Here is a 17,132-nt window from a genome sequence, read left to right on the forward strand (position 1 = left end):
GGGGCCCCCCCCCACCCCCGGCCCCCCCCCCCCCGGGGGGGTGGGGGGGGGGGGGCGCCCGGCCCCCCCCCCCCCCCCGCCCCACCGCACCCCTTCGACCTAAGGAACGCGACCAGACCGTGGCTGTCGACATCACGACCGACCTCAAGACTGTCCGCAACATCGGCATCATGGCTCACATCGATGCCGGCAAGACGACCACCACCGAGCGGATCCTCTTCTACACCGGCATCTCCTACAAGATCGGCGAGGTGCACGACGGCGCCGCGACGATGGACTGGATGGAGCAGGAGCAGGAGCGCGGCATCACCATCACGTCCGCCGCGACGACCTGCTGGTGGAAGAACCACCAGATCAACATCATCGACACCCCCGGCCACGTGGACTTCACGGTCGAGGTCGAGCGCTCCCTGCGCGTCCTCGACGGCGCGGTCGCCGTGTTCGACGGCGTGGCCGGCGTCGAGCCGCAGACCATGACCGTGTGGCGCCAGGCGAACAAGTACTCCGTCCCGCGGATGTGCTTCGTCAACAAGCTGGACCGCACCGGTGCGGACTTCTACCGCGTGGTCGACTCCATCGTCGCCAAGCTGAACTCCACCCCGCTGGTGATGCAGCTGCCGATCGGTGCCGAGAGCGACTTCATCGGTGTCGTCGACCTGGTCGAGATGAACGCCAAGGTCTGGCGCGGCGAGACCGTGACCGGTGAGGACTACGTGGTCGAGGAGATCCCGGCCGACCTCGCCGACAAGGCCGCCGAGTACCGCGAGAAGCTCGTCGAGACCCTCGCGGAGACCGACGACGAGGTCATGGAGAAGTACCTCGAGGAGGGCGACGTCTTCGACGTCCCCACCATCAAGAAGCTCGTCCGGGCCGCGACCCTGGCCGACAAGGTGAACCCGATCCTCACCGGCACCGCGTTCAAGAACAAGGGCGTGCAGCCCCTGCTCGACGCGATCATCGACTACCTGCCGTCGCCCATCGACGTCGACGGCATCGTCGGTCACAAGCCGGACGCCGAGGAGACCCCGGAGAACGAGATCGTCCGCAAGCCCTCGGACGACGAGCCGCTCGCCGCGCTCGCGTTCAAGATCGCCGCGGACCCGCACCTGGGCAAGCTGACCTTCGTCCGCGTCTACTCCGGCAAGCTCGAGGCCGGCGCCACGGTGCTGAACTCGACCAACGGCCGCAAGGAGCGGATCGGCAAGGTCTACCAGATGCACGCGAACAAGCGTGAGGAGATCGCGTCGGTCGGCGCCGGTCAGATCGTCGCCGTCATGGGCCTGAAGGACACCCGCACGGGTCACACCCTGTCGGACTCGTCCAACCAGGTCGTGCTCGAGTCGATGACCTTCCCGGCCCCGGTGATCGAGGTCGCCATCGAGCCGAAGACCAAGTCGGACCAGGAGAAGCTGGGTGTCGCCATCCAGCGTCTGGCCGAGGAGGACCCGACCTTCGTCGTGAAGACCGACGAGGAGACCGGCCAGACCATCATCTCGGGCATGGGCGAGCTCCACCTGGACATCCTGGTGGACCGCATGAAGCGCGAGTTCAAGGTCGAGGCCACCGTCGGCAAGCCGCAGGTCGCGTACCGCGAGACGATCCGTCGCGAGGTCTCGGGCCACTCCTACACCCACAAGAAGCAGACCGGTGGTTCCGGCCAGTTCGCGAAGGTCGTCATCTCGATCGCGCCGAACGTGGACGAGGAGACCGGCCTGGGTGCGGGCTACGAGTTCGTCAACAACGTGACCGGCGGTCGCGTGCCCAAGGAGTACATCCCCTCCGTCGACCAGGGTGCCCAGGAGGCCATGCAGTTCGGCGTCCTCGCCGGCTACCCGATGGTGGACGTGAAGATGTCCCTCGAGGACGGCGCGTACCACGACGTGGACTCCTCGGAGCTCGCGTTCAAGATCGCCGGCAACCAGGCCTTCAAGGAGGCCTGCCGGATGGCCAAGCCGGTCCTGCTGGAGCCGATGTTCGCCGTCGAGGTGACCACCCCGGAGAACTTCCTGGGTACCGTCATCGGCGACATCAACTCCCGCCGCGGCCAGATCCGGTCCCAGGAGGAAGTGAACGGTGACCTCGTCGTCTCCGGTCTCGTCCCCCTGTCCGAGATGTTCGGGTACGTCGGTGACCTGCGGTCCAAGACCTCGGGTCAGGCCTCGTACTCGATGGAGTTCGACTCGTACGCCGAGGTTCCCTCGAACGTCGCCGACGAGATCGTCAAGAAGGCCCGGGGCGAGTAACAGTTCCCGGTGCCTCGGCACCAGCTGTCCCGGCCGTCACGACGGCGGCCGGGACCCAGTACCACCACGAGTCAAGTATCAACCACACCAGGAGGAGCCCCCAGTGGCTAAGGCGAAGTTCGAGCGGAACAAGCCGCACGTCAACATCGGCACCATCGGTCACATCGACCACGGCAAGACCACCCTGACTGCCGCGATCTCGAAGGTGCTGCACGACACCTACCCGGACCTCAACGAGGCCTCGCCGTTCGACCAGATCGACAAGGCTCCCGAGGAGCGTCAGCGCGGCATCACGATCTCGATCGCCCACATCGAGTACCAGACCGAGGCGCGTCACTACGCCCACGTCGACTGCCCCGGTCACGCGGACTACATCAAGAACATGATCACCGGTGCCGCGCAGATGGACGGCGCGATCCTGGTGGTGGCCGCGACCGACGGCCCGATGCCGCAGACCCGTGAGCACGTGCTGCTCGCCCGCCAGGTCGGCGTGCCCGCCCTGGTCGTCGCCCTGAACAAGTGCGACATGGTCGACGACGAGGAGCTCATCGAGCTCGTCGAGATGGAGGTGCGCGAGCTCCTCTCCGAGTACGAGTTCCCGGGCGACGACGTCCCGGTCGTGCAGGTTGCCGCCTTCCCGGCGCTCCAGGGCGACGAGAAGTGGGCCGGCTCGATCGTCGAGCTCATGAACGCTGTGGACGAGTACATCCCGCAGCCGGAGCGCGACACCGACAAGCCGTTCCTCATGCCCGTCGAGGACGTCTTCACGATCACCGGTCGTGGCACCGTCGTCACCGGTCGTATCGAGCGCGGCATCGTCAAGGTCGGCGAGGAGATCGAGATCCTCGGTATCCGCGACACCTCGTCGAAGACCACCGTCACCGGTGTCGAGATGTTCCGCAAGCTGCTCGACGAGGGCCAGGCCGGCGAGAACGTCGGTCTGCTGCTCCGCGGCACCAAGCGCGAGGACGTCGAGCGCGGCATGGTCCTGGCCAAGCCGGGCACCACGACCCCGCACACCAACTTCGAGGCCTCGGTCTACATCCTCTCGAAGGACGAGGGCGGCCGTCACACGCCGTTCTTCAACAACTACCGTCCGCAGTTCTACTTCCGCACCACGGACGTGACCGGCGTCGTGACCCTCCCCGAGGGCACCGAGATGGTCATGCCGGGCGACAACACTGAGATGACCGTCGAGCTCATCCAGCCCATCGCCATGGACGAGGGCCTGCGGTTCGCGATCCGTGAGGGTGGCCGCACCGTCGGCGCCGGCCGGGTCACCAAGATCAGCAAGTGATCTGAGCGGTCCCGCCCCGGCGGGCCCGCACCTGCACCACCCGGAGCCCCCGGTCCTCGCACGAGGACCGGGGGCTCCGGCCATTTCGAAGCACCGGGCCGGCCCGGTGAGAATGAGCCCATGTCCGAAGGCGTCACTCCCGCTCGTCCCCACCACAAGCTCACCGAGGACGGGCGCAGGCTGCGGGAGGTGCTCAGCTACTCCCGCCGCGGGGCCCGCTTCACGCCCCGGCAGGCCGAGGCGTGGCACGCGCACCAGGCCGCCTGGGTCATCCCGGACGAGGCCGTCGACCGCCACGGGTTCACCTTCTCCTCCTGGTTCGACCGCGAGGCGCCGCTCGTCGTGGAGATCGGCTCGGGCGTGGGGGACGCCACCGCTGCGCTGGCCGCCGCGCGCCCCGACGTCAACGTGCTGGCCTTCGAGGTCTGGCGCCCCGGCGTGGCCGACACGCTGTGGAAGCTGGCCGAGGCCGGGGCCGAGAACGTGCGCCTCATCGGCGTCGACGCCCAGTGGGCGATCGAGCACCTGGTGGAGCCGGAGCAGCTGGCCGAGGTGTGGACGTTCTTCCCGGACCCCTGGCACAAGAAGAAGCACCACAAGCGCCGGCTGGTCGGGCCGGCGTTCTCCCACGTGCTGGCCCAGCGTCTGGTCGAGGGCGGGCTGTGGCGCCTGGCCACCGACTGGGCCGACTACGCCGAGCAGATGGTCGAGGTGCTGGACGCCGAGCCGCTGCTGACCGGCGGGGTCGTCGACCGCTGGGACGCGCGCCCGGTGACCCGGTTCGAGCGCAAGGGCACGGAGGCGGGCCGCAGCATCACCGACCTGACCTACCGACGCAGCAGCGCCAGCTCCTCGTCGACGTAGGGGTCCTCGAGCCCGGCGGCGTCCAGGTCGGCGCGCAGTGCCGTCTGGACGGCCAGGGCCTCCTCCAGGCGTCCCAGGAGCCGCAGCGTCCACCCGACCATCCAGCGGGCGATCCGCTCGCGCTCCACGTCGCCCTGCTCCTCGCGGACCGCGAGGGCGCGGGTGAACGCCTCGAGGGCGGCCTCGTTCCTGCCGGCGTCTGCGTGCGTCATGCCCAGGTTGTGCAGGAGTGACCCCGCCCAGGCCCGCGCCCGCGGGTCCCGGCAGGCCTCGGCCCGGGCCAGTGCTCGCTCGTGGGCGTCGACCTGCTCCTCGGCCGGGACCTCGAGGCACACCATGTGCCAGGCGTCCATCTCCAGGGCCTCGAGCCCCGCGGCGTGCGCGAGCAGCGCGGCCTCGCGGAACAGGCCCAGGGGCCGGGCGCGGGGGTCGCCGGGGGAGGAGTCGGGGTGTGCCAGCGCACGCGAGCGCTCGACCCGACCGCGTTCCAGCGCCATGCGGACGCCCACCTCGGCGGTGACCGGCGGCCGCAGGCCGGTGACGATCTCGTCGAGCACCGCTCGCGCCTGGTCGAAGCGGTCCAGGAGGCCGAGCGCGCGAGCCACCTGCGTGCTCAGCACCCGCCGCTGGTCGCCCCGGGCGTCCTCGGCCGCGGCCCGGAAGCGGTCGAGGGACGCACCCGGGTCGGAGAAGTCCCAGAGGGCGTCGACGTCGACCACGTCCTCCATCCTCCCTCCCCGAGTGCGTACCGGCGCAGGCAGCCCCGCTCACAGGCGGCCGACAGCCCGCGATGGGCCACGGCACGAGGCTGCGGCGGAGCCTGGCCGGACCCACGAAGCCCCGCCGGAGGTCCCATGCGCTCGCCGTTCCGCTCCCCGTCCCGCCCGACCCCTGCGCCGACGGGCGCCCACCCGGGCCCGCTCGCGGGCGCGGTGCGCCCGCCGTCGCCGGCGCTGCCCGTCGCGGTGGCGCTGCTGGTGCTCAGCACCGGCCTGGCGGCGACGGTGCTGCTGGGCATCGGCAACGCCCTGGTCGTGGCGGCCTTCCTCGCGCTGCTCGCCGTCGCGGCGCTGGCGGCGGCGGGCACGGCGCTGGCCCTGGTGCTGCGGCGGCGTCTCGCCGAGATGCGGCACCTGCCCGACCTCGGCCGGCACTTCGTCACCTCCCACGAGCACGGTCGGGTCACCGACATCTCCAGCGAAGGCGGCGGCATGACGTTGCACGTCGCGGCCGACGAGGTGCAGACCATGGTGATGGACGAGCAGGGCGCACCGGACCACGTCTCCGGCGGTGGCGCGGGCACCTCGGCCTGGCGCATCCCCGCCCAGGCGCACCTGAGCCCCGAGCAGCGACGCGTCGTCCAGCAGCTCGTCGCGGACCGGGTGCCGGTGCGCGTGGTCAGCTCCGGCGTCGTCGGTCTCGGCGGGCCGGTGGCCCAGGGCTGGCGGCTGGAGGCCGGCAACGGGCTGGTGCTCTCCGGCCACGCCTGATCAGCGCCCGACGAGCCTCCTGCGCAGGTCGGCGTCGCGGGCGAGCCGGGCGCGGTCCCGCTCGCGCCGCACGGCCAGGACGCCGGCGAGGAAGTCCGCCGGCCGGGTGCCGGGCGGCGGCGCGGGCGAGACGTGGGGCGCGACCTGCGCGGCCAGCGCCGCGGTGACCCGGTCGAAGGACGTGGGGTCCAGGTCGCGGCTGCGGGTCAGGACCTCGCGCACCGCCACCCCGAGGCCCACCGGCAGCGGGCCGACGTCGGCCGTCGTCGCCCAGCCGGCCAGCGCCGGGGACAGGCCCGGTCCGCCGCGCCAGCGCAGAGGTACCCGGGTGCGCACGACGTAGGTGCCGGCCGCGAGGTCGCCCAGGCGCTTGCCCCGGGGGTGCAGCAGCACGGTCAGCAGCGCGAGCGCCCCGGAGGTCAGCCAGATCTCGACCACGCCCAGCAGGGCGCGGACGAACGCGTGCTGCGCGGTGATCGGGCCGCCGTCGTCCCGCACGACGCGCAGGCCCAGGGCGAACCGGCCGGGGGAGCGGCCGCCGCTGGCCGTCTCCCACAGCACCGGCCACACCAGCAGCGAGGCGACCGTGGCGAGGATCGTGGCCGCGGTCTGCAGGGCCAGGTCGACGTCGGCGGTCGCCACGGTGGCGAGCAGCACCGCGCCCACCAGCACCAGCCCCGTCGCGGCCACGTCGAGGAACCCCGAGAGCAGCCGCAGCCCGACGCCGGCCGCCGGCAGGTCCAGCGCCACGCCCTCACCGACCACCACGTCGTCGTCGGTGACGGTGGCGTGCTCGGGCGGGGGAGGCGGTGCGGCGGACGGAGTCATCGCCGCGAGCATAGGCTGGCGCGCATGGACCTGGACGCCTACGCCGAGGCGCACGCGGAGGAGTGGCGCCGGCTCGCGGAGCTGGTGGGCCGCCGCCGCCTCGACGGGCGCGAGGCCGACGAGCTCCTGGACCTGTACCAGCGCGTGGCCACGCACCTCTCGGTGCTGCGCACGAGCGCGCCCGACCCCCACCTGGTCGCCCACCTCTCGGCCCTGCTCGGGCGGGCCCGCGGTCGCGCGGTCGGCACCCGGGTCGGCACGTGGGCCGGCGTGGCCACCTTCTGGACCGCGCGCTTCCCGGCGGCGCTGTGGCGGCTGCGCTGGTGGTGGGTCGGGACGGCGGCGGCCAACGTCGCCGTCACCGCCGTGATGATCCTCTGGCTGCTGGCGCACCCCAGCGTGGAGCAGCAGCTGCTGACCCCGGCCGAGGTCGACCAGCTCGTCGAGACCGACTTCGCCGGGTACTACAGCGAGTACGCCGCCTCCCACTTCGCGTTCCAGGTGTGGGTCAACAACGCCTGGGTCAGCGCGCTGTGCCTGGCGCTCGGCGTGCTCGGGCTGCCGGTGGTCTACGTGCTGTTCCAGAACGTCGCGAACCTCGCGGTGATCGGCTCGATCATGCACCGGCACGACGCGGCAGCGGAGTTCTGGGGGCTGCTGCTGCCCCACGGCCTGCTGGAGCTGACCGCCGTGTTCGTGGCCGGTGGGGTGGGCCTGCGGCTGTGCTGGGCCTGGATCGACCCGGGCCCGCGCCCGCGCAGCCAGGCGCTGGCCGAGGCGGGTCGCACCGCCGGCACCGTCGCGCTCGGGCTGGTGGGCGTCCTCGCGGTCTCCGGCCTGATCGAGGGCTTCGTGACGCCGTCGGGGCTGCCGACGTGGGCCCGCCTGGCGATCGGGGTCCTGGCCGAGGTGGCCTTCGTGCTCTACGTGGTGGTCCCCGGCCGCGCCGCGCCCGCGCGCGGCGTGACCGGGGACCTGGACGCGACCCTGCTGGAGGACCGCGTCGCCGTCCGCGGCTGAGCCTGTCGGAGGTGAGGCTGAGCCGGTGAGGATCAGAAGGCCAGCAGGTTCTCGCGGAAGGTCGGGTGCTCGTAGCGGGTGCGGATGAGGCCGCGCTCCTGCAGGGCCGGGCACAGGCCGTCGGTGATCTCGATGATGTGCTTGCGGGTCACCGGCTTGTAGATGAGGAAGCCGTCGCCGCCGGCGGCGTCCATCGCCTCACCCATCTGCTCCGCCACCGTGTCGTAGGAGCCGACGAAGTCCATGCCGTAGTTGAACGGGCCGGTCACCAGGTCGCGCAGGGTCATGTCCTCGCTGTTCTCCAGCCAGGCCTTGGCGGTGGTGGTCTCACCGGTGCCGATCTCCTGCGGCACCGGGCCGTCGAGGTCGAACTTCCCGTAGTCGATGGTGCCGCCGGAGGCGTAGCTCATCGCCCACAGGCGCATGTCGATCGCCGACTGGTCGTGCCGCGCGGCCTCGGCCCGGCGCTGGAGCTCCCGGGCGTCCTCGTCGGTCTCGGCGACCACCGGGATGGTCATGAACAGGATCTTGAGGTCGCCCGGCTTGCGGCCGTGGGCGATCAGCCGGGCGTCCATGTCCTGGCGCAGGGCCCGCATCTCGTCGGGGTTCTTGCACAGCGCCAGCATGCAGTCCGCGTGCGCGGCGGCGAGCTCGCGGCCGGGGGTGGAGTTGCCGGCCTGCGCCACGACGGGACGACGCTGCGGCCCGGGCATCGTGTTCAGCGGGCCGCGGACCTTGAAGTACGTGCCCTCGAAGTCGATCGTGTGGACCTTCGTGTGGTCCGCGAAGCGCGGCTCGGTCTTGTCCATCAGCACCGCGTCCGGGTCCCACGACTCCCACAGCGCGGAGACGACGTCCATCCACTCGTTGGCCATCGCGTAGCGCTCCGCGTGGGCCAGGTGCTGGTCGTAGCCGAAGTTCTGCGCCACCCGGTGCGAGACCGAGGTGACGACGTTGATGCCGGAGCGGCCCTTCGTCACGTGGTCCATCGAGACCGCCTGCCGCGCGGCCAGGTAGGGCGGGTACTGGATCGTGGAGACCGTGCCGACCAGGCCGAGGTGCTGGGTCGCCTGCGCCATCAGCGGCATGTAGAGCATGGGGTCGTTCTTCGGCACCATCTCGCCGTACTTCAGGCTCATCTCCATCGAGCCCCCGTAGGTGTCCTCCACCATCGCGGTGTCCTCGATGAACATGAGGTCGAAGCCGCCGCGCTCCAGCGACGTCGCCAGGTCCACGTAGATGTCGGGCTTCATCCAGTCGGTCGCGTTCGTGGACGACCACGGACCCCACCACTGGTGGATGCCGGTGCTGTCGCCGAGGAACCATCCCAGGTGGAACATGCGTGCCTCCGTCTCGGCGCCGGGCGGTTCCCGGCGGTGCGCGAGACGGTGGCAGCCCGGTGTGAGGGCCCCGTTGCGCCGAGGCAGCGCGGGTGTTGCGCCGTTCGGCACCCGTTCCTGCCCGGTCCCCGAGGGCGCGGGGCGGCGAGATCCGCCGCAGGACGTGGGTCACGTGCCCTGCTCGCGGACGCCGGGGCCGGCACCCCGGGACAGCACGGGGGAGCATGGGGGAGCACGGGGAGCGCGGGGAGAACGGGCTCAGAGGCGGCCGGCCGCCTTGAGCGCCAGGTACCGGTCGGCCAGGGCCGGGGCCAGGTGGTCGGCATCGGCGTCCAGGACGTCGACGCCCAGCCGCTCCAGCAGCGAGGCGGTGGCCGCGCGCCGGGCGAGGGTCTGCTCCGCCGCCGCGGCGCCGTAGACGGCCGCGGCGTCGTCGCGGCGCGTGCGCAGCGCGGCCAGCTCCGGGTCGCGCACGGACGCGAGGAGGACCCGGTGGTGGGCGGTGAGGGCCGGGAGCACGGGCAGCAGCGACTCCTCCACGGCCGCGGGCTCCAACGGGGTCAGCAGCACCACCAGCGCCCGGTGCCGTCCGAGGGCCTGGACGGCTGAGGCCAGGCCCGACCAGTCGGCCTCCGCCAGCACGGGCTCCAGGTCGGCCATGGCCTCGGACAGCGCGCCGACGACCGCGGTGCCACCGGCCCGGGTGCGGGCGCGCACCCGCCGGTCGCCGGCCACCAGGTCCACGCGGTCGCCGGCGCGGCCGGCGAGGGCGCCCAGGAGCAGGGCGGCGTCCATGGCGGCGTCGAGCCGCGGCACGTCGCCGACGCGGGCGGCCGAGGTGCGGGAGGTGTCGAGCACGAGGACGACGCGACGGTCCCGCTCGGGCTGCCAGGTGCGCACGACCACCGAGCGGTTGCGCGCGCTCGCCCGCCAGTCGATCGAGCGGACGTCGTCGCCGCGCACGTACTCGCGCAGGGAGTCGAACTCCGTGCCCTGCCCGCGCACCCGCACCGCCGAGCGGCCGTCGAGGTCCCGCAGCCGGGCCAGGCGCGAGGGCAGGTGCCGTCGCGAGCCGAAGGCCGGCAACGCCCGCACCGACCCCGCCAGGGTCGCGGTGCGCTGCCGCGCCGCCAGGCCCAGCGGGCCGGCCGAGCGCACGGTGAGCCCGACCGCGCGCCGGTCGCCGCGGCGGGTGGGGCGCAGCGTCGTCGTCAGCACGGTGCTCTCGTGCGGGCCGAGCCGGACGCGGTGCCGGTCCTGGCCGGCCCCGGCCGAGGGCTGCCAGCCGTCACGCACCAGGAGCCGCACGCGGCGGGGCCCGGCGGTCAGCCGCACCCGCGTCTCGCCCGCCTCGCCCAGCCGTACCCGACCCGGTCGGTCCCGCTCGAGCCGCAGCGTCCGCGGCGAGGGGGCCAGCGCGACGTCGAGCAGGACGAGCGCGCCCACCACGGCCAGCCACAGCCAGACGGTGGACGGCTCCGGGCGCACCAGCACCGCCACCAGCCCGAGGGCCAGCAGCAGCGGGGTGCGTCCGGTGATCGCCATGCGCGCGCCTAGCGCGGGACCGGGACCGAGGCCAGCGCGGCGGACAGCACGCCCGCCGCGTCCACGCCCTCGATCTCGGCCTCGGGCCGCAGCGCGAGGCGGTGCACGAGGGTGGCGTGCGCCAGCGCCTGCACGTCGTCCGGGGTGACGAACTCCCGGCCGGTCAGCCAGGCCCAGGCCCGCGCCGCGTGCAGCAGGGCCGTGGTGCCGCGCGGGCTCACGCCCAGGGAGAGGGACGGGGAGGTGCGGGTCGCCCGGGCCACGTCGACCAGGTAGCCGAGCACCTCCGGGGACACCTCCACCCCGGCCACGGCTCGTCGGCCCGCGAGCACGTCGGCCGCTCCCGCCACGGTCCGGACGCCGGCCGCGCCGACGTCGTGCGGGTCGAACCCGGCTGCGTGCCGGCGCAGCACCTCGACCTCGTCCTCGCGCGGGGGCACCGGGAGGACGACCTTGAGCAGGAACCGGTCGAGCTGTGCCTCGGGCAGCGGGTAGGTGCCCTCCTGCTCGACGGGGTTCTGGGTCGCCGCGACCAGGAACGGCCGGGGCAGCGACCGGGTCTCGCCGTCGGCGGACACCTGCCCCTCCTCCATGGCCTCCAGCAGCGCCGACTGCGTCTTCGGCGGGGTCCGGTTGATCTCGTCGGCCAGGAGCAGGTTGGTGAAGACCGGGCCCTCGCGGAAGGTGAGGTCGCCGCCGCGCTCGACCACCAGCGAGCCGGTGATGTCGCCCGGCATGAGGTCCGGGGTGAACTGCACCCGCCGGGTGCGGACGTCCAACGTCGCCGCCAGCGTGCGCACGAGCAGCGTCTTCGCGGTGCCCGGCACGCCCTCGAGCAGCACGTGGCCGCCGCACAGCAGCGCGACGAGGAGCCCCGAGACCGCCGCGTCCTGGCCGACGACGGTCTTGGCGACCTCCTCGCGCACCGCGCCGAGCCGGGCGCGGGCCTGCTCGGCGGTGGGCAGGTCCGTGGGGGTGGGGTCGGTCATCGGGGGTCCCTCTCGTCGGTCGGGGGCGTGGTGGTCGGTGTCGTCGTGGCCGGCGCCGGCACGCCGGCGTCGTGCTCGAGGTGGTCCAGGTCGGTGGCGAGCCGGGTCAGGGCGCGGTCGTCGTCGACCGGGCGCGCGCCGGCCGCGGGCTCGGGCGCGAGGAGGGCGCGGACCTCGGCCTCGTCCCGACCGGCGGCGGAGGCGACGGCGAGGACGAGGGGCTCGCCCGCGGCCGGCCCGGGAGGGACGCCGAGGTGGTCGGCCAGCCTGCCGCGGCTGCCCGCGCGCAGGGCCGCGGCCGCGTGGGGCGCGTCGCCGGCCCGGTGGTAGAGGCGTCCGCGGGCCAGCGTGGTCTCGGAGGAACGCACGACCACGGGCAGCGGCTCGCGCACCAGCGGACCGAGGCGGCGCCCGCGCCACACGGCCACGGCGACCACGACGAGGAGCGTCAGCCACAGCCCGGGTGCCAGGGCGTCCGGCAGCTCGGCCAGGGCGCCTGCCTCCGAGGGCAGCGCGTCGGCCGGGTCCGGCACGTACCAGACGAGCCGGTCCCGGGCACCGAGCAGCCGCAGGGCGACGGCGGCGTTGTCGGCGTCGATCACCTCGTCGTTGCGCAGCACGCCCGTGGCACCGAGCAGCGTGGCCTCGCTCGTCCGCGCCACGAGGGCCCGGCCGCGGCCGAAGCAGCCGGGCGCGTCGTAGGCGTAGGCGTCGGTGGAGGAGACCACCAGCCCGCCGAGCGCACCGGCCAGGACGGGGTCGTCGCACCGGGCGGGCACGTCGCGACGCTCGCCGACGGAGCGCGCGGCGACGTCGAGCCCGAGGGCGGAGACGGTGAGCGGCCCGGCGCCGGCCACCACCACCTCGCCCTCGCCCGCCGAGGAGAGCAGAGCGGCAGCCGTGCTCGGGCTGAGCGCCCAGGAGGAGGTGACCAGCACCGTGGCCGGCCCGCCGCCGGACAGGGCCCCCTCGAGCGCGTCGGCGCCGCGGGCCACGTCGACCTCGACGCCCTGGGCGGCCAGCACCCGGGCGAGGGCCCGTGCCCCGTCGGGCGCGGGGTTCTCGGGGTCCAGGGCCGCGCTGGGCGTCGGCGCCGGCACCAGGGCCACGGTGAGGGCGACGAGCCCCGCCACCACGGCGAGGAGGAGGACCAGCGGCCTTGCCCGCCTCATGCGTCGCTCCCGGACGTCCGTGCCGGGGCGCTGTCGAGGTCGTGCTCGAGGTCGAGCACCGCGGAGGCCGTCGTGAGGTCGGGGGCGCGGTGCCCGTAGAGCGCGGCGTCGAAGGCGGTTGCCGCGGCCAGGAGGTCGGCGGCGTGCTCCGGGTGCACCCGTCCCAGGCGCCGCGCGACCCCACCCGCGGTGGTGCCGGGCGCGTCCTCCAGGTGGCCGCGCTCGACCTGCCGCACGGCCAGGGCGCGGTAGCCGTCGAGCAGCGCCGTCGTCGCGTCGCCGGCCTCGAGGGCGGCGCGGGCCCGGGTCCGCAGCGTCGCGGCGCTCAGCGTGCCGGCACCCAGGAGGTCCGCGGCCGTGTCGCGGCGGGCACGTGCACCGTGCCGCAGCCGCGAGGCAAGCAGACCCACCCCGACGCCCAGCACCGCCAGCACCAGCAGCGTCAGCACGGTCGGCAGCGGCCCCAGGTCGAGGCCGGACGCCCCCGGTGCCCCGTCCAGCAGGCCGCCGAGCCAGTCGAGGAACCGCCCCCACCAGTCGGTGTCGGTGTAGGCCGGGTCCGTCAGCTCCTCGCGCAGCAGGCCGCGCGCCTCGTCCGGCGACGGTGTCAGCGGCGGGGTCAGCGGGAGGGTCAGCGGCGACATCAGCGCGCGCGTCAGCGGGGAGGCAGCGAGCAGCGGCGGGGCCACGGGGAGCAGGAGCACGGTCGGGCGGTCACCAGCTCGGGGGCGCGGACGGCGGCGGACCCGGTGCGGCTCCGGGAGGCCCTGCCTGGCCGGGTGCGACGCCGGCCGTCGGCACCGGTCCGGTGAGCCCGGCGCGCTGGAGCAGCTCGAGGTCCCAGCCGTCGCGTCGGATGCGCAGGTCCACGTACTGCAGCGTGGTCGCGGCCGCCTGGAAGGGCACGGACAGCGTCCCCGCGACCACCTGGCTCAGCACCTGGCCGAGCACCAGCAGGAGCATCGTCCACCGGGGGTCGAGCAGGTAGGTCAGCAGCTCCAGCACCAGGGTGACGGGGAAGGACACCACCGAGGCCACGACCGAGGTGATGAGGCCGACCAGGATGGCGATGCCCAGCGTGCGCCAGAAGGCGCCCCGGGTCAGCGACCACGCACGACCCAGGGCCGAGAGGACGCCGCGCCGCTCCAGGACCAGCGCGGGCACGGCGACGAGGGCCAGCCTGACCCAGGCGAAGACCGACGCCACCGCCCACAGCACGAAGCCCAGCAGGCCCCACAGCAGGGCGGGGACGAGCGGGTCGTCGGCGAGCGCCACCACCAGCAGCAACGGCCCGAGCCAGACGAGGGCGAGCAGCAGGCTGCCGAGGCCCAGCAGCAGGCTGAGGCCGACCAACCGCAGGCGGGTGCCGGCGGTGCCGGCCCAGGCTTGGGCCAGGGACGTGCGGACACCCAGCAGCCCTCGCTCAACGGCCACGGCGACCATCCCCTGCACCAGCAGGTAGCCGACCCACATCACCAGGAACCCGAAGCCGGCGCTGAGCCCGACGGCCGCCCACGCCTCCCACCGGACGTCGCCGAACGGGTCGGTGCCGGAGGCCGCGGTGTCGAGCGCGATCAGGTCCAGGGAGCCGTCCCCGGAGACCAGCGCGGTGACGAGCACGGGCACCAGGCCGGCGAGCACGCTGGCCAGGGCCGCCGAGCCGAGGGCGGCGGCGGGGCTCAGCCGGAGCAGCTTGAAGGCGCCGCCGAGGACGTCGCCCAGCCCGAACGGTGCCAGGGGGACGATGCCGGGCCGGTGGACGGCGGGCAGCCACTGCCGCGGGGGCGGGCCTGCCGGCTGTCCCCAGCCGGGCGGGGGAGGACCGGGGACGGGCGGGGTCGTGCCCGGCTCCCGGGGATCGCCGGGAGGCGGGTAGCCTGGGGGGACGTCGGCAGGCATGGGTCTCCGTGCTCGCTCGGCAGCTGGGGCAGGTCCCGCGGCTCGCAGGACCTCGCGCGGTGCGCGGGGACATCCTGACAGAGCGCACCGTCAGGGGTCCGCCGCAGGCCCGTCGCGGGGCTCCGCCGCCCCCGACGACGCGCCCGGGGCCGGGGGTGCCCGACGAATTTGTCGCAGCGGGGTACGTCTGCCAAGATAGCTGAGTTGCTCCGGCGGGTCGCCGGGGCGCGGCACACCTTGACTTCTGAATCGCGTCTCCCTCTCCCGGGTTCCCGGGGCAGGAGAACTGTGTTCCAGGGTTCGCTGTGCGCCCGCCGAACCAGGAGACCCGATTCAGCCCCCCGAGGGCTGCCACCAGCCGGAACCGACCAGGACCCGGTCCAGTGGCATGCCCGCGATTCCCCCGTGAATGGCGACACGCCCGACCGCGGGGGTCGGAGGAAGGCTGGGTGGGAGAGCAACGCGGGACCCACTCAAGCCCGAGGACGTCCCGCATGACTACGCACGCGGCAGCTGACGAGAAGGACGAGAGAGACCTATGGCGGGACAGAAGATCCGCATCAGGCTCAAGGCCTATGACCACGAGGTGATCGACACCTCGGCGCGCAAGATCGTGGACACGGTCACCCGCACGGGTGCCAAGGTCGCCGGCCCGGTGCCGCTGCCGACCGAGAAGAACGTGTACTGCGTCATCCGCTCGCCCCACAAGTACAAGGACTCCCGCGAGCACTTCGAGATGCGCACCCACAAGCGCCTCATCGACATCATCGACCCGACCCCGAAGACCGTCGACTCCCTGATGCGGCTCGACCTGCCGGCGGGCGTCGACATCGAGATCAAGCTCTGAGGTCTGCGAAAATGACTTTCGAACGCAATGTGAAGGGCCTGCTGGGCACCAAGCTCGGCATGACCCAGCTCTGGGACGAGAACAACCGCGTCATCCCCGTGACCGTGATCGCCGCCGGCACCAACGTCGTCACCGGCGTCCGCACGCCGGACGTCGACGGCTACAACGCCGTGCAGCTCGGTTTCGGTGAGATCGAGGCCCGCAAGGTCTCCAAGCCCGTCGCGGGCCAGTTCTCCAAGGCCGGCGTGAACCCCCGCCGCCACGTCGTCGAGATCCGCACCACCTCCGCCACCGAGTACTCGGTCGGCCAGGAGGTCACCGTGGAGACCTTCGCCGCGGGCGAGGAGATCGACGTGACCGGCACCAGCAAGGGCAAGGGCTTCGCCGGTGTCATGAAGCGTCACGGCTTCGCCGGTGTGTCCGCCTCGCACGGTGCCCACCGCAACCACCGCAAGCCGGGCTCCATCGGTGCCTGCGCCACGCCGGGTCGCGTCTTCAAGGGCCTGCGCATGGCCGGCCGCATGGGTAGCGACACCGTCACCACCCAGAACCTGACCGTCCACGCGGTGGACGCGGACAAGGGCCTCATCCTCATCAAGGGTGCCGTTCCCGGCCCCAAGGGTGGCGTGCTGGTCCTCCGCTCGGCCGCCAAGAAGACCCAGGAGGCCTGAGCATGGCTGTCAAGACCGTGAAGGTCGACTTCCCGGCCGAGATCTTCGCCGTGGACGTCAACGTCCCGCTGATCCACCAGGTCGTCGTCGCCCAGCAGGCTGCCGCCCGCCAGGGCACGCACGCCACCAAGACCCGCGGCGAGGTCCGCGGCGGTGGCAAGAAGCCCTACAAGCAGAAGGGCACCGGCCGCGCCCGTCAGGGCTCGACCCGCGCTCCGCAGTTCGCCGGCGGTGGCACCGTGCACGGCCCGCAGCCGCGCAGCTACGACCAGCGCACCCCCAAGAAGATGAAGGCCGCCGCCCTGCGTGGCGCCCTCTCGGACCGGGCCGCGAACGGTCGCATCCACGTGGTGGAGTCCCTCGTCTCCGGCGAGACCCCCTCCACCAAGGCCGCCCTGGCCGCGCTGAAGACGGTCGCCGAGCGCACCAACTTCCTCGTCGTCGTGGACCGGTCGGACGACCTGACCGTGCTGTCGCTGCGCAACGTCGTGGAGGCTCACCTGCTCTACGCCGACCAGCTGAACACCTACGACGTGCTCGCCTCCGACGACGTGGTCTTCACCCAGGCCGCGTACGAGGTCTTCGTGGCCGGCGCGACCAAGAAGGAGGCCTGAGCATGAGCACCCTGCACAAGGACCACCGTGACGTGCTGATCGCGCCGGTCGTCTCCGAGAAGAGCTACGGCCTGCTCGACCAGAACAAGTACACGTTCGTCGTGCACCCCGACGCCAACAAGACCGAGATCAAGATCGCGGTCGAGAAGATCTTCGACGTCAAGGTGACGAGCGTGAACACGCTGAACCGTCCCGGCAAGAGCCGCCGCACCCGCTACGGCATGGGCAAGCGCAAGGACACCAAGCGCGCGATCGTCAGCCTGGCCGAGGGTCACCGCATCGACATCTTCGGCCAGGTCGGCTGACCGGTCAG

17 protein-coding genes are annotated in these 17,132 nt (G+C 73.2%); 9 read left to right on the top strand and 8 right to left on the bottom strand.

All coding sequences use genetic code 11. The annotated features are described in order from the left end of the window. Window positions 1-170: 170 nt before the first annotated feature. The 3 genes from fusA to trmB all read left to right on the top strand — a co-directional run bounded on the left by fusA (window position 171) and on the right by trmB (window position 4,404). Entirely contained in the window at window positions 171-2,243 is a 2,073-nt protein-coding gene (gene fusA / locus M8316_RS02125; RefSeq protein ID WP_372490540.1) for an elongation factor G, read from the top strand. Window positions 2,244-2,346: 103 nt separating this feature from the next. Further along, the gene (gene tuf / locus M8316_RS02130) at window positions 2,347-3,540 is read left to right on the top strand and encodes an elongation factor Tu (protein ID WP_250051598.1); all 1,194 of its coding nucleotides are present in this window, start codon (window positions 2,347-2,349) and stop codon (window positions 3,538-3,540) included. A 120-nt stretch (window positions 3,541-3,660) separates the two neighbouring features. After that, window positions 3,661-4,404, top strand: a complete 744-nt coding sequence (gene trmB / locus M8316_RS02135) for a tRNA (guanosine(46)-N7)-methyltransferase TrmB (protein WP_250051600.1) — start codon at window positions 3,661-3,663, stop codon at window positions 4,402-4,404. Here the strand turns inward: trmB and M8316_RS20935 are convergent. Beyond that, window positions 4,368-5,123 carry a tetratricopeptide repeat protein gene (locus M8316_RS20935; RefSeq protein WP_250051602.1) on the bottom strand — a complete coding sequence of 252 codons (756 nt, stop codon included), beginning with the start codon at window positions 5,121-5,123 and terminating at the stop codon, window positions 4,368-4,370. The genes trmB and M8316_RS20935 overlap by 37 nt on opposite strands. A gap of 135 nt (window positions 5,124-5,258) precedes the next feature. Here M8316_RS20935 and M8316_RS02145 point away from each other — a divergent pair, with 135 nt between their 5' ends. Beyond that, the gene (locus M8316_RS02145) at window positions 5,259-5,894 is read left to right on the top strand and encodes a hypothetical protein (protein ID WP_250051604.1); all 636 of its coding nucleotides are present in this window, start codon (window positions 5,259-5,261) and stop codon (window positions 5,892-5,894) included. Here the strand turns inward: M8316_RS02145 and M8316_RS02150 are convergent, their stop codons facing one another. Next, a complete protein-coding gene (locus tag M8316_RS02150) occupies window positions 5,895-6,722 on the bottom strand; it encodes an RDD family protein (RefSeq protein ID WP_250051606.1) in 828 nt (275 codons plus the stop codon). A gap of 24 nt (window positions 6,723-6,746) precedes the next feature. Here M8316_RS02150 and M8316_RS02155 point away from each other — a divergent pair, with 24 nt between their 5' ends. Continuing rightward, window positions 6,747-7,742, top strand: a complete 996-nt coding sequence (locus M8316_RS02155) for a stage II sporulation protein M (RefSeq protein WP_250051608.1) — start codon at window positions 6,747-6,749, stop codon at window positions 7,740-7,742. Between the two features lie 32 nt (window positions 7,743-7,774). Here the strand turns inward: M8316_RS02155 and M8316_RS02160 are convergent, their stop codons facing one another. From M8316_RS02160 to M8316_RS02190, 6 genes are all read right to left on the bottom strand, one after another. Then, window positions 7,775-9,082, bottom strand: coding sequence for an NtaA/DmoA family FMN-dependent monooxygenase (locus M8316_RS02160; RefSeq protein WP_250051610.1), 1,308 nt, complete (start codon window positions 9,080-9,082; stop codon window positions 7,775-7,777). 258 nt (window positions 9,083-9,340) lie between these two features. Beyond that, window positions 9,341-10,627 carry a DUF58 domain-containing protein gene (locus M8316_RS20385; protein WP_272494584.1) on the bottom strand — a complete coding sequence of 429 codons (1,287 nt, stop codon included), beginning with the start codon at window positions 10,625-10,627 and terminating at the stop codon, window positions 9,341-9,343. Window positions 10,628-10,635: 8 nt separating this feature from the next. Beyond that, window positions 10,636-11,616: an AAA family ATPase gene (locus tag M8316_RS02175; protein WP_250051612.1), complete on the bottom strand. Its 981-nt coding sequence runs from the start codon at window positions 11,614-11,616 to the stop codon at window positions 10,636-10,638. Next, complete coding sequence (locus M8316_RS02180) at window positions 11,613-12,788, bottom strand: DUF4350 domain-containing protein (RefSeq protein ID WP_250051614.1); 1,176 nt, start codon at window positions 12,786-12,788, stop codon at window positions 11,613-11,615. The genes M8316_RS02175 and M8316_RS02180 overlap by 4 nt, the downstream gene beginning before the upstream one ends. After that, a complete protein-coding gene (locus tag M8316_RS02185; RefSeq protein WP_250051616.1) occupies window positions 12,785-13,492 on the bottom strand; it encodes a DUF4129 domain-containing protein in 708 nt (235 codons plus the stop codon). The genes M8316_RS02180 and M8316_RS02185 overlap by 4 nt, the downstream gene beginning before the upstream one ends. A gap of 10 nt (window positions 13,493-13,502) precedes the next feature. Further along, entirely contained in the window at window positions 13,503-14,687 is a 1,185-nt protein-coding gene (locus M8316_RS02190) for a hypothetical protein (RefSeq protein ID WP_250051618.1), read from the bottom strand. Between the two features lie 538 nt (window positions 14,688-15,225). On the opposite strand from M8316_RS02190, the gene rpsJ reads away from it, so the two are divergent. Genes rpsJ through rplW form a run of 4 tightly spaced genes read left to right on the top strand, consistent with a single transcriptional unit; the run spans window position 15,226 to window position 17,124 of the window. Further along, window positions 15,226-15,534: a 30S ribosomal protein S10 gene (gene rpsJ / locus M8316_RS02195; protein WP_008360994.1), complete on the top strand. Its 309-nt coding sequence runs from the start codon at window positions 15,226-15,228 to the stop codon at window positions 15,532-15,534. A gap of 11 nt (window positions 15,535-15,545) precedes the next feature. Beyond that, window positions 15,546-16,205: a 50S ribosomal protein L3 gene (rplC, locus tag M8316_RS02200; RefSeq protein WP_250051620.1), complete on the top strand. Its 660-nt coding sequence runs from the start codon at window positions 15,546-15,548 to the stop codon at window positions 16,203-16,205. 2 nt (window positions 16,206-16,207) lie between these two features. Then, window positions 16,208-16,819: a 50S ribosomal protein L4 gene (rplD, locus tag M8316_RS02205; RefSeq protein ID WP_250051622.1), complete on the top strand. Its 612-nt coding sequence runs from the start codon at window positions 16,208-16,210 to the stop codon at window positions 16,817-16,819. 2 nt (window positions 16,820-16,821) lie between these two features. Beyond that, complete coding sequence (gene rplW / locus M8316_RS02210) at window positions 16,822-17,124, top strand: 50S ribosomal protein L23 (protein WP_250051623.1); 303 nt, start codon at window positions 16,822-16,824, stop codon at window positions 17,122-17,124. Window positions 17,125-17,132: the final 8 nt, after the last annotated feature.

Origin of the sequence: Nocardioides bruguierae, assembly GCF_023554635.1 — a bacterium.
Taxonomy (GTDB): domain Bacteria; phylum Actinomycetota; class Actinomycetes; order Propionibacteriales; family Nocardioidaceae; genus Nocardioides; species Nocardioides bruguierae.

Excerpts from the sequence above, each read along its gene's own strand:
- rplC (WP_250051620.1), top strand. The coding sequence starts at position 15,546 with ATGACTTTCGAACGCAATGTGAAGGGCCTGCTGGGCACCAAGCTCGGC.
- M8316_RS02150 (WP_250051606.1), bottom strand. The coding sequence starts at position 6,722 with ATGACTCCGTCCGCCGCACCGCCTCCCCCGCCCGAGCACGCCACCGTC.
- M8316_RS02175 (WP_250051612.1), bottom strand. The coding sequence starts at position 11,616 with ATGACCGACCCCACCCCCACGGACCTGCCCACCGCCGAGCAGGCCCGC.
- rplW (WP_250051623.1), top strand. The coding sequence starts at position 16,822 with ATGAGCACCCTGCACAAGGACCACCGTGACGTGCTGATCGCGCCGGTC.
- fusA (WP_372490540.1), top strand. The coding sequence starts at position 171 with ATGGCTCACATCGATGCCGGCAAGACGACCACCACCGAGCGGATCCTC.
- M8316_RS02160 (WP_250051610.1), bottom strand. The coding sequence starts at position 9,082 with ATGTTCCACCTGGGATGGTTCCTCGGCGACAGCACCGGCATCCACCAG.
- M8316_RS02145 (WP_250051604.1), top strand. The coding sequence starts at position 5,259 with ATGCGCTCGCCGTTCCGCTCCCCGTCCCGCCCGACCCCTGCGCCGACG.
- M8316_RS02190 (WP_250051618.1), bottom strand. The coding sequence starts at position 14,687 with ATGCCTGCCGACGTCCCCCCAGGCTACCCGCCTCCCGGCGATCCCCGG.
- rpsJ (WP_008360994.1), top strand. The coding sequence starts at position 15,226 with ATGGCGGGACAGAAGATCCGCATCAGGCTCAAGGCCTATGACCACGAG.
- M8316_RS02155 (WP_250051608.1), top strand. The coding sequence starts at position 6,747 with ATGGACCTGGACGCCTACGCCGAGGCGCACGCGGAGGAGTGGCGCCGG.
- rplD (WP_250051622.1), top strand. The coding sequence starts at position 16,208 with ATGGCTGTCAAGACCGTGAAGGTCGACTTCCCGGCCGAGATCTTCGCC.
- M8316_RS20385 (WP_272494584.1), bottom strand. The coding sequence starts at position 10,627 with ATGGCGATCACCGGACGCACCCCGCTGCTGCTGGCCCTCGGGCTGGTG.
- trmB (WP_250051600.1), top strand. The coding sequence starts at position 3,661 with ATGTCCGAAGGCGTCACTCCCGCTCGTCCCCACCACAAGCTCACCGAG.
- M8316_RS02180 (WP_250051614.1), bottom strand. The coding sequence starts at position 12,788 with ATGAGGCGGGCAAGGCCGCTGGTCCTCCTCCTCGCCGTGGTGGCGGGG.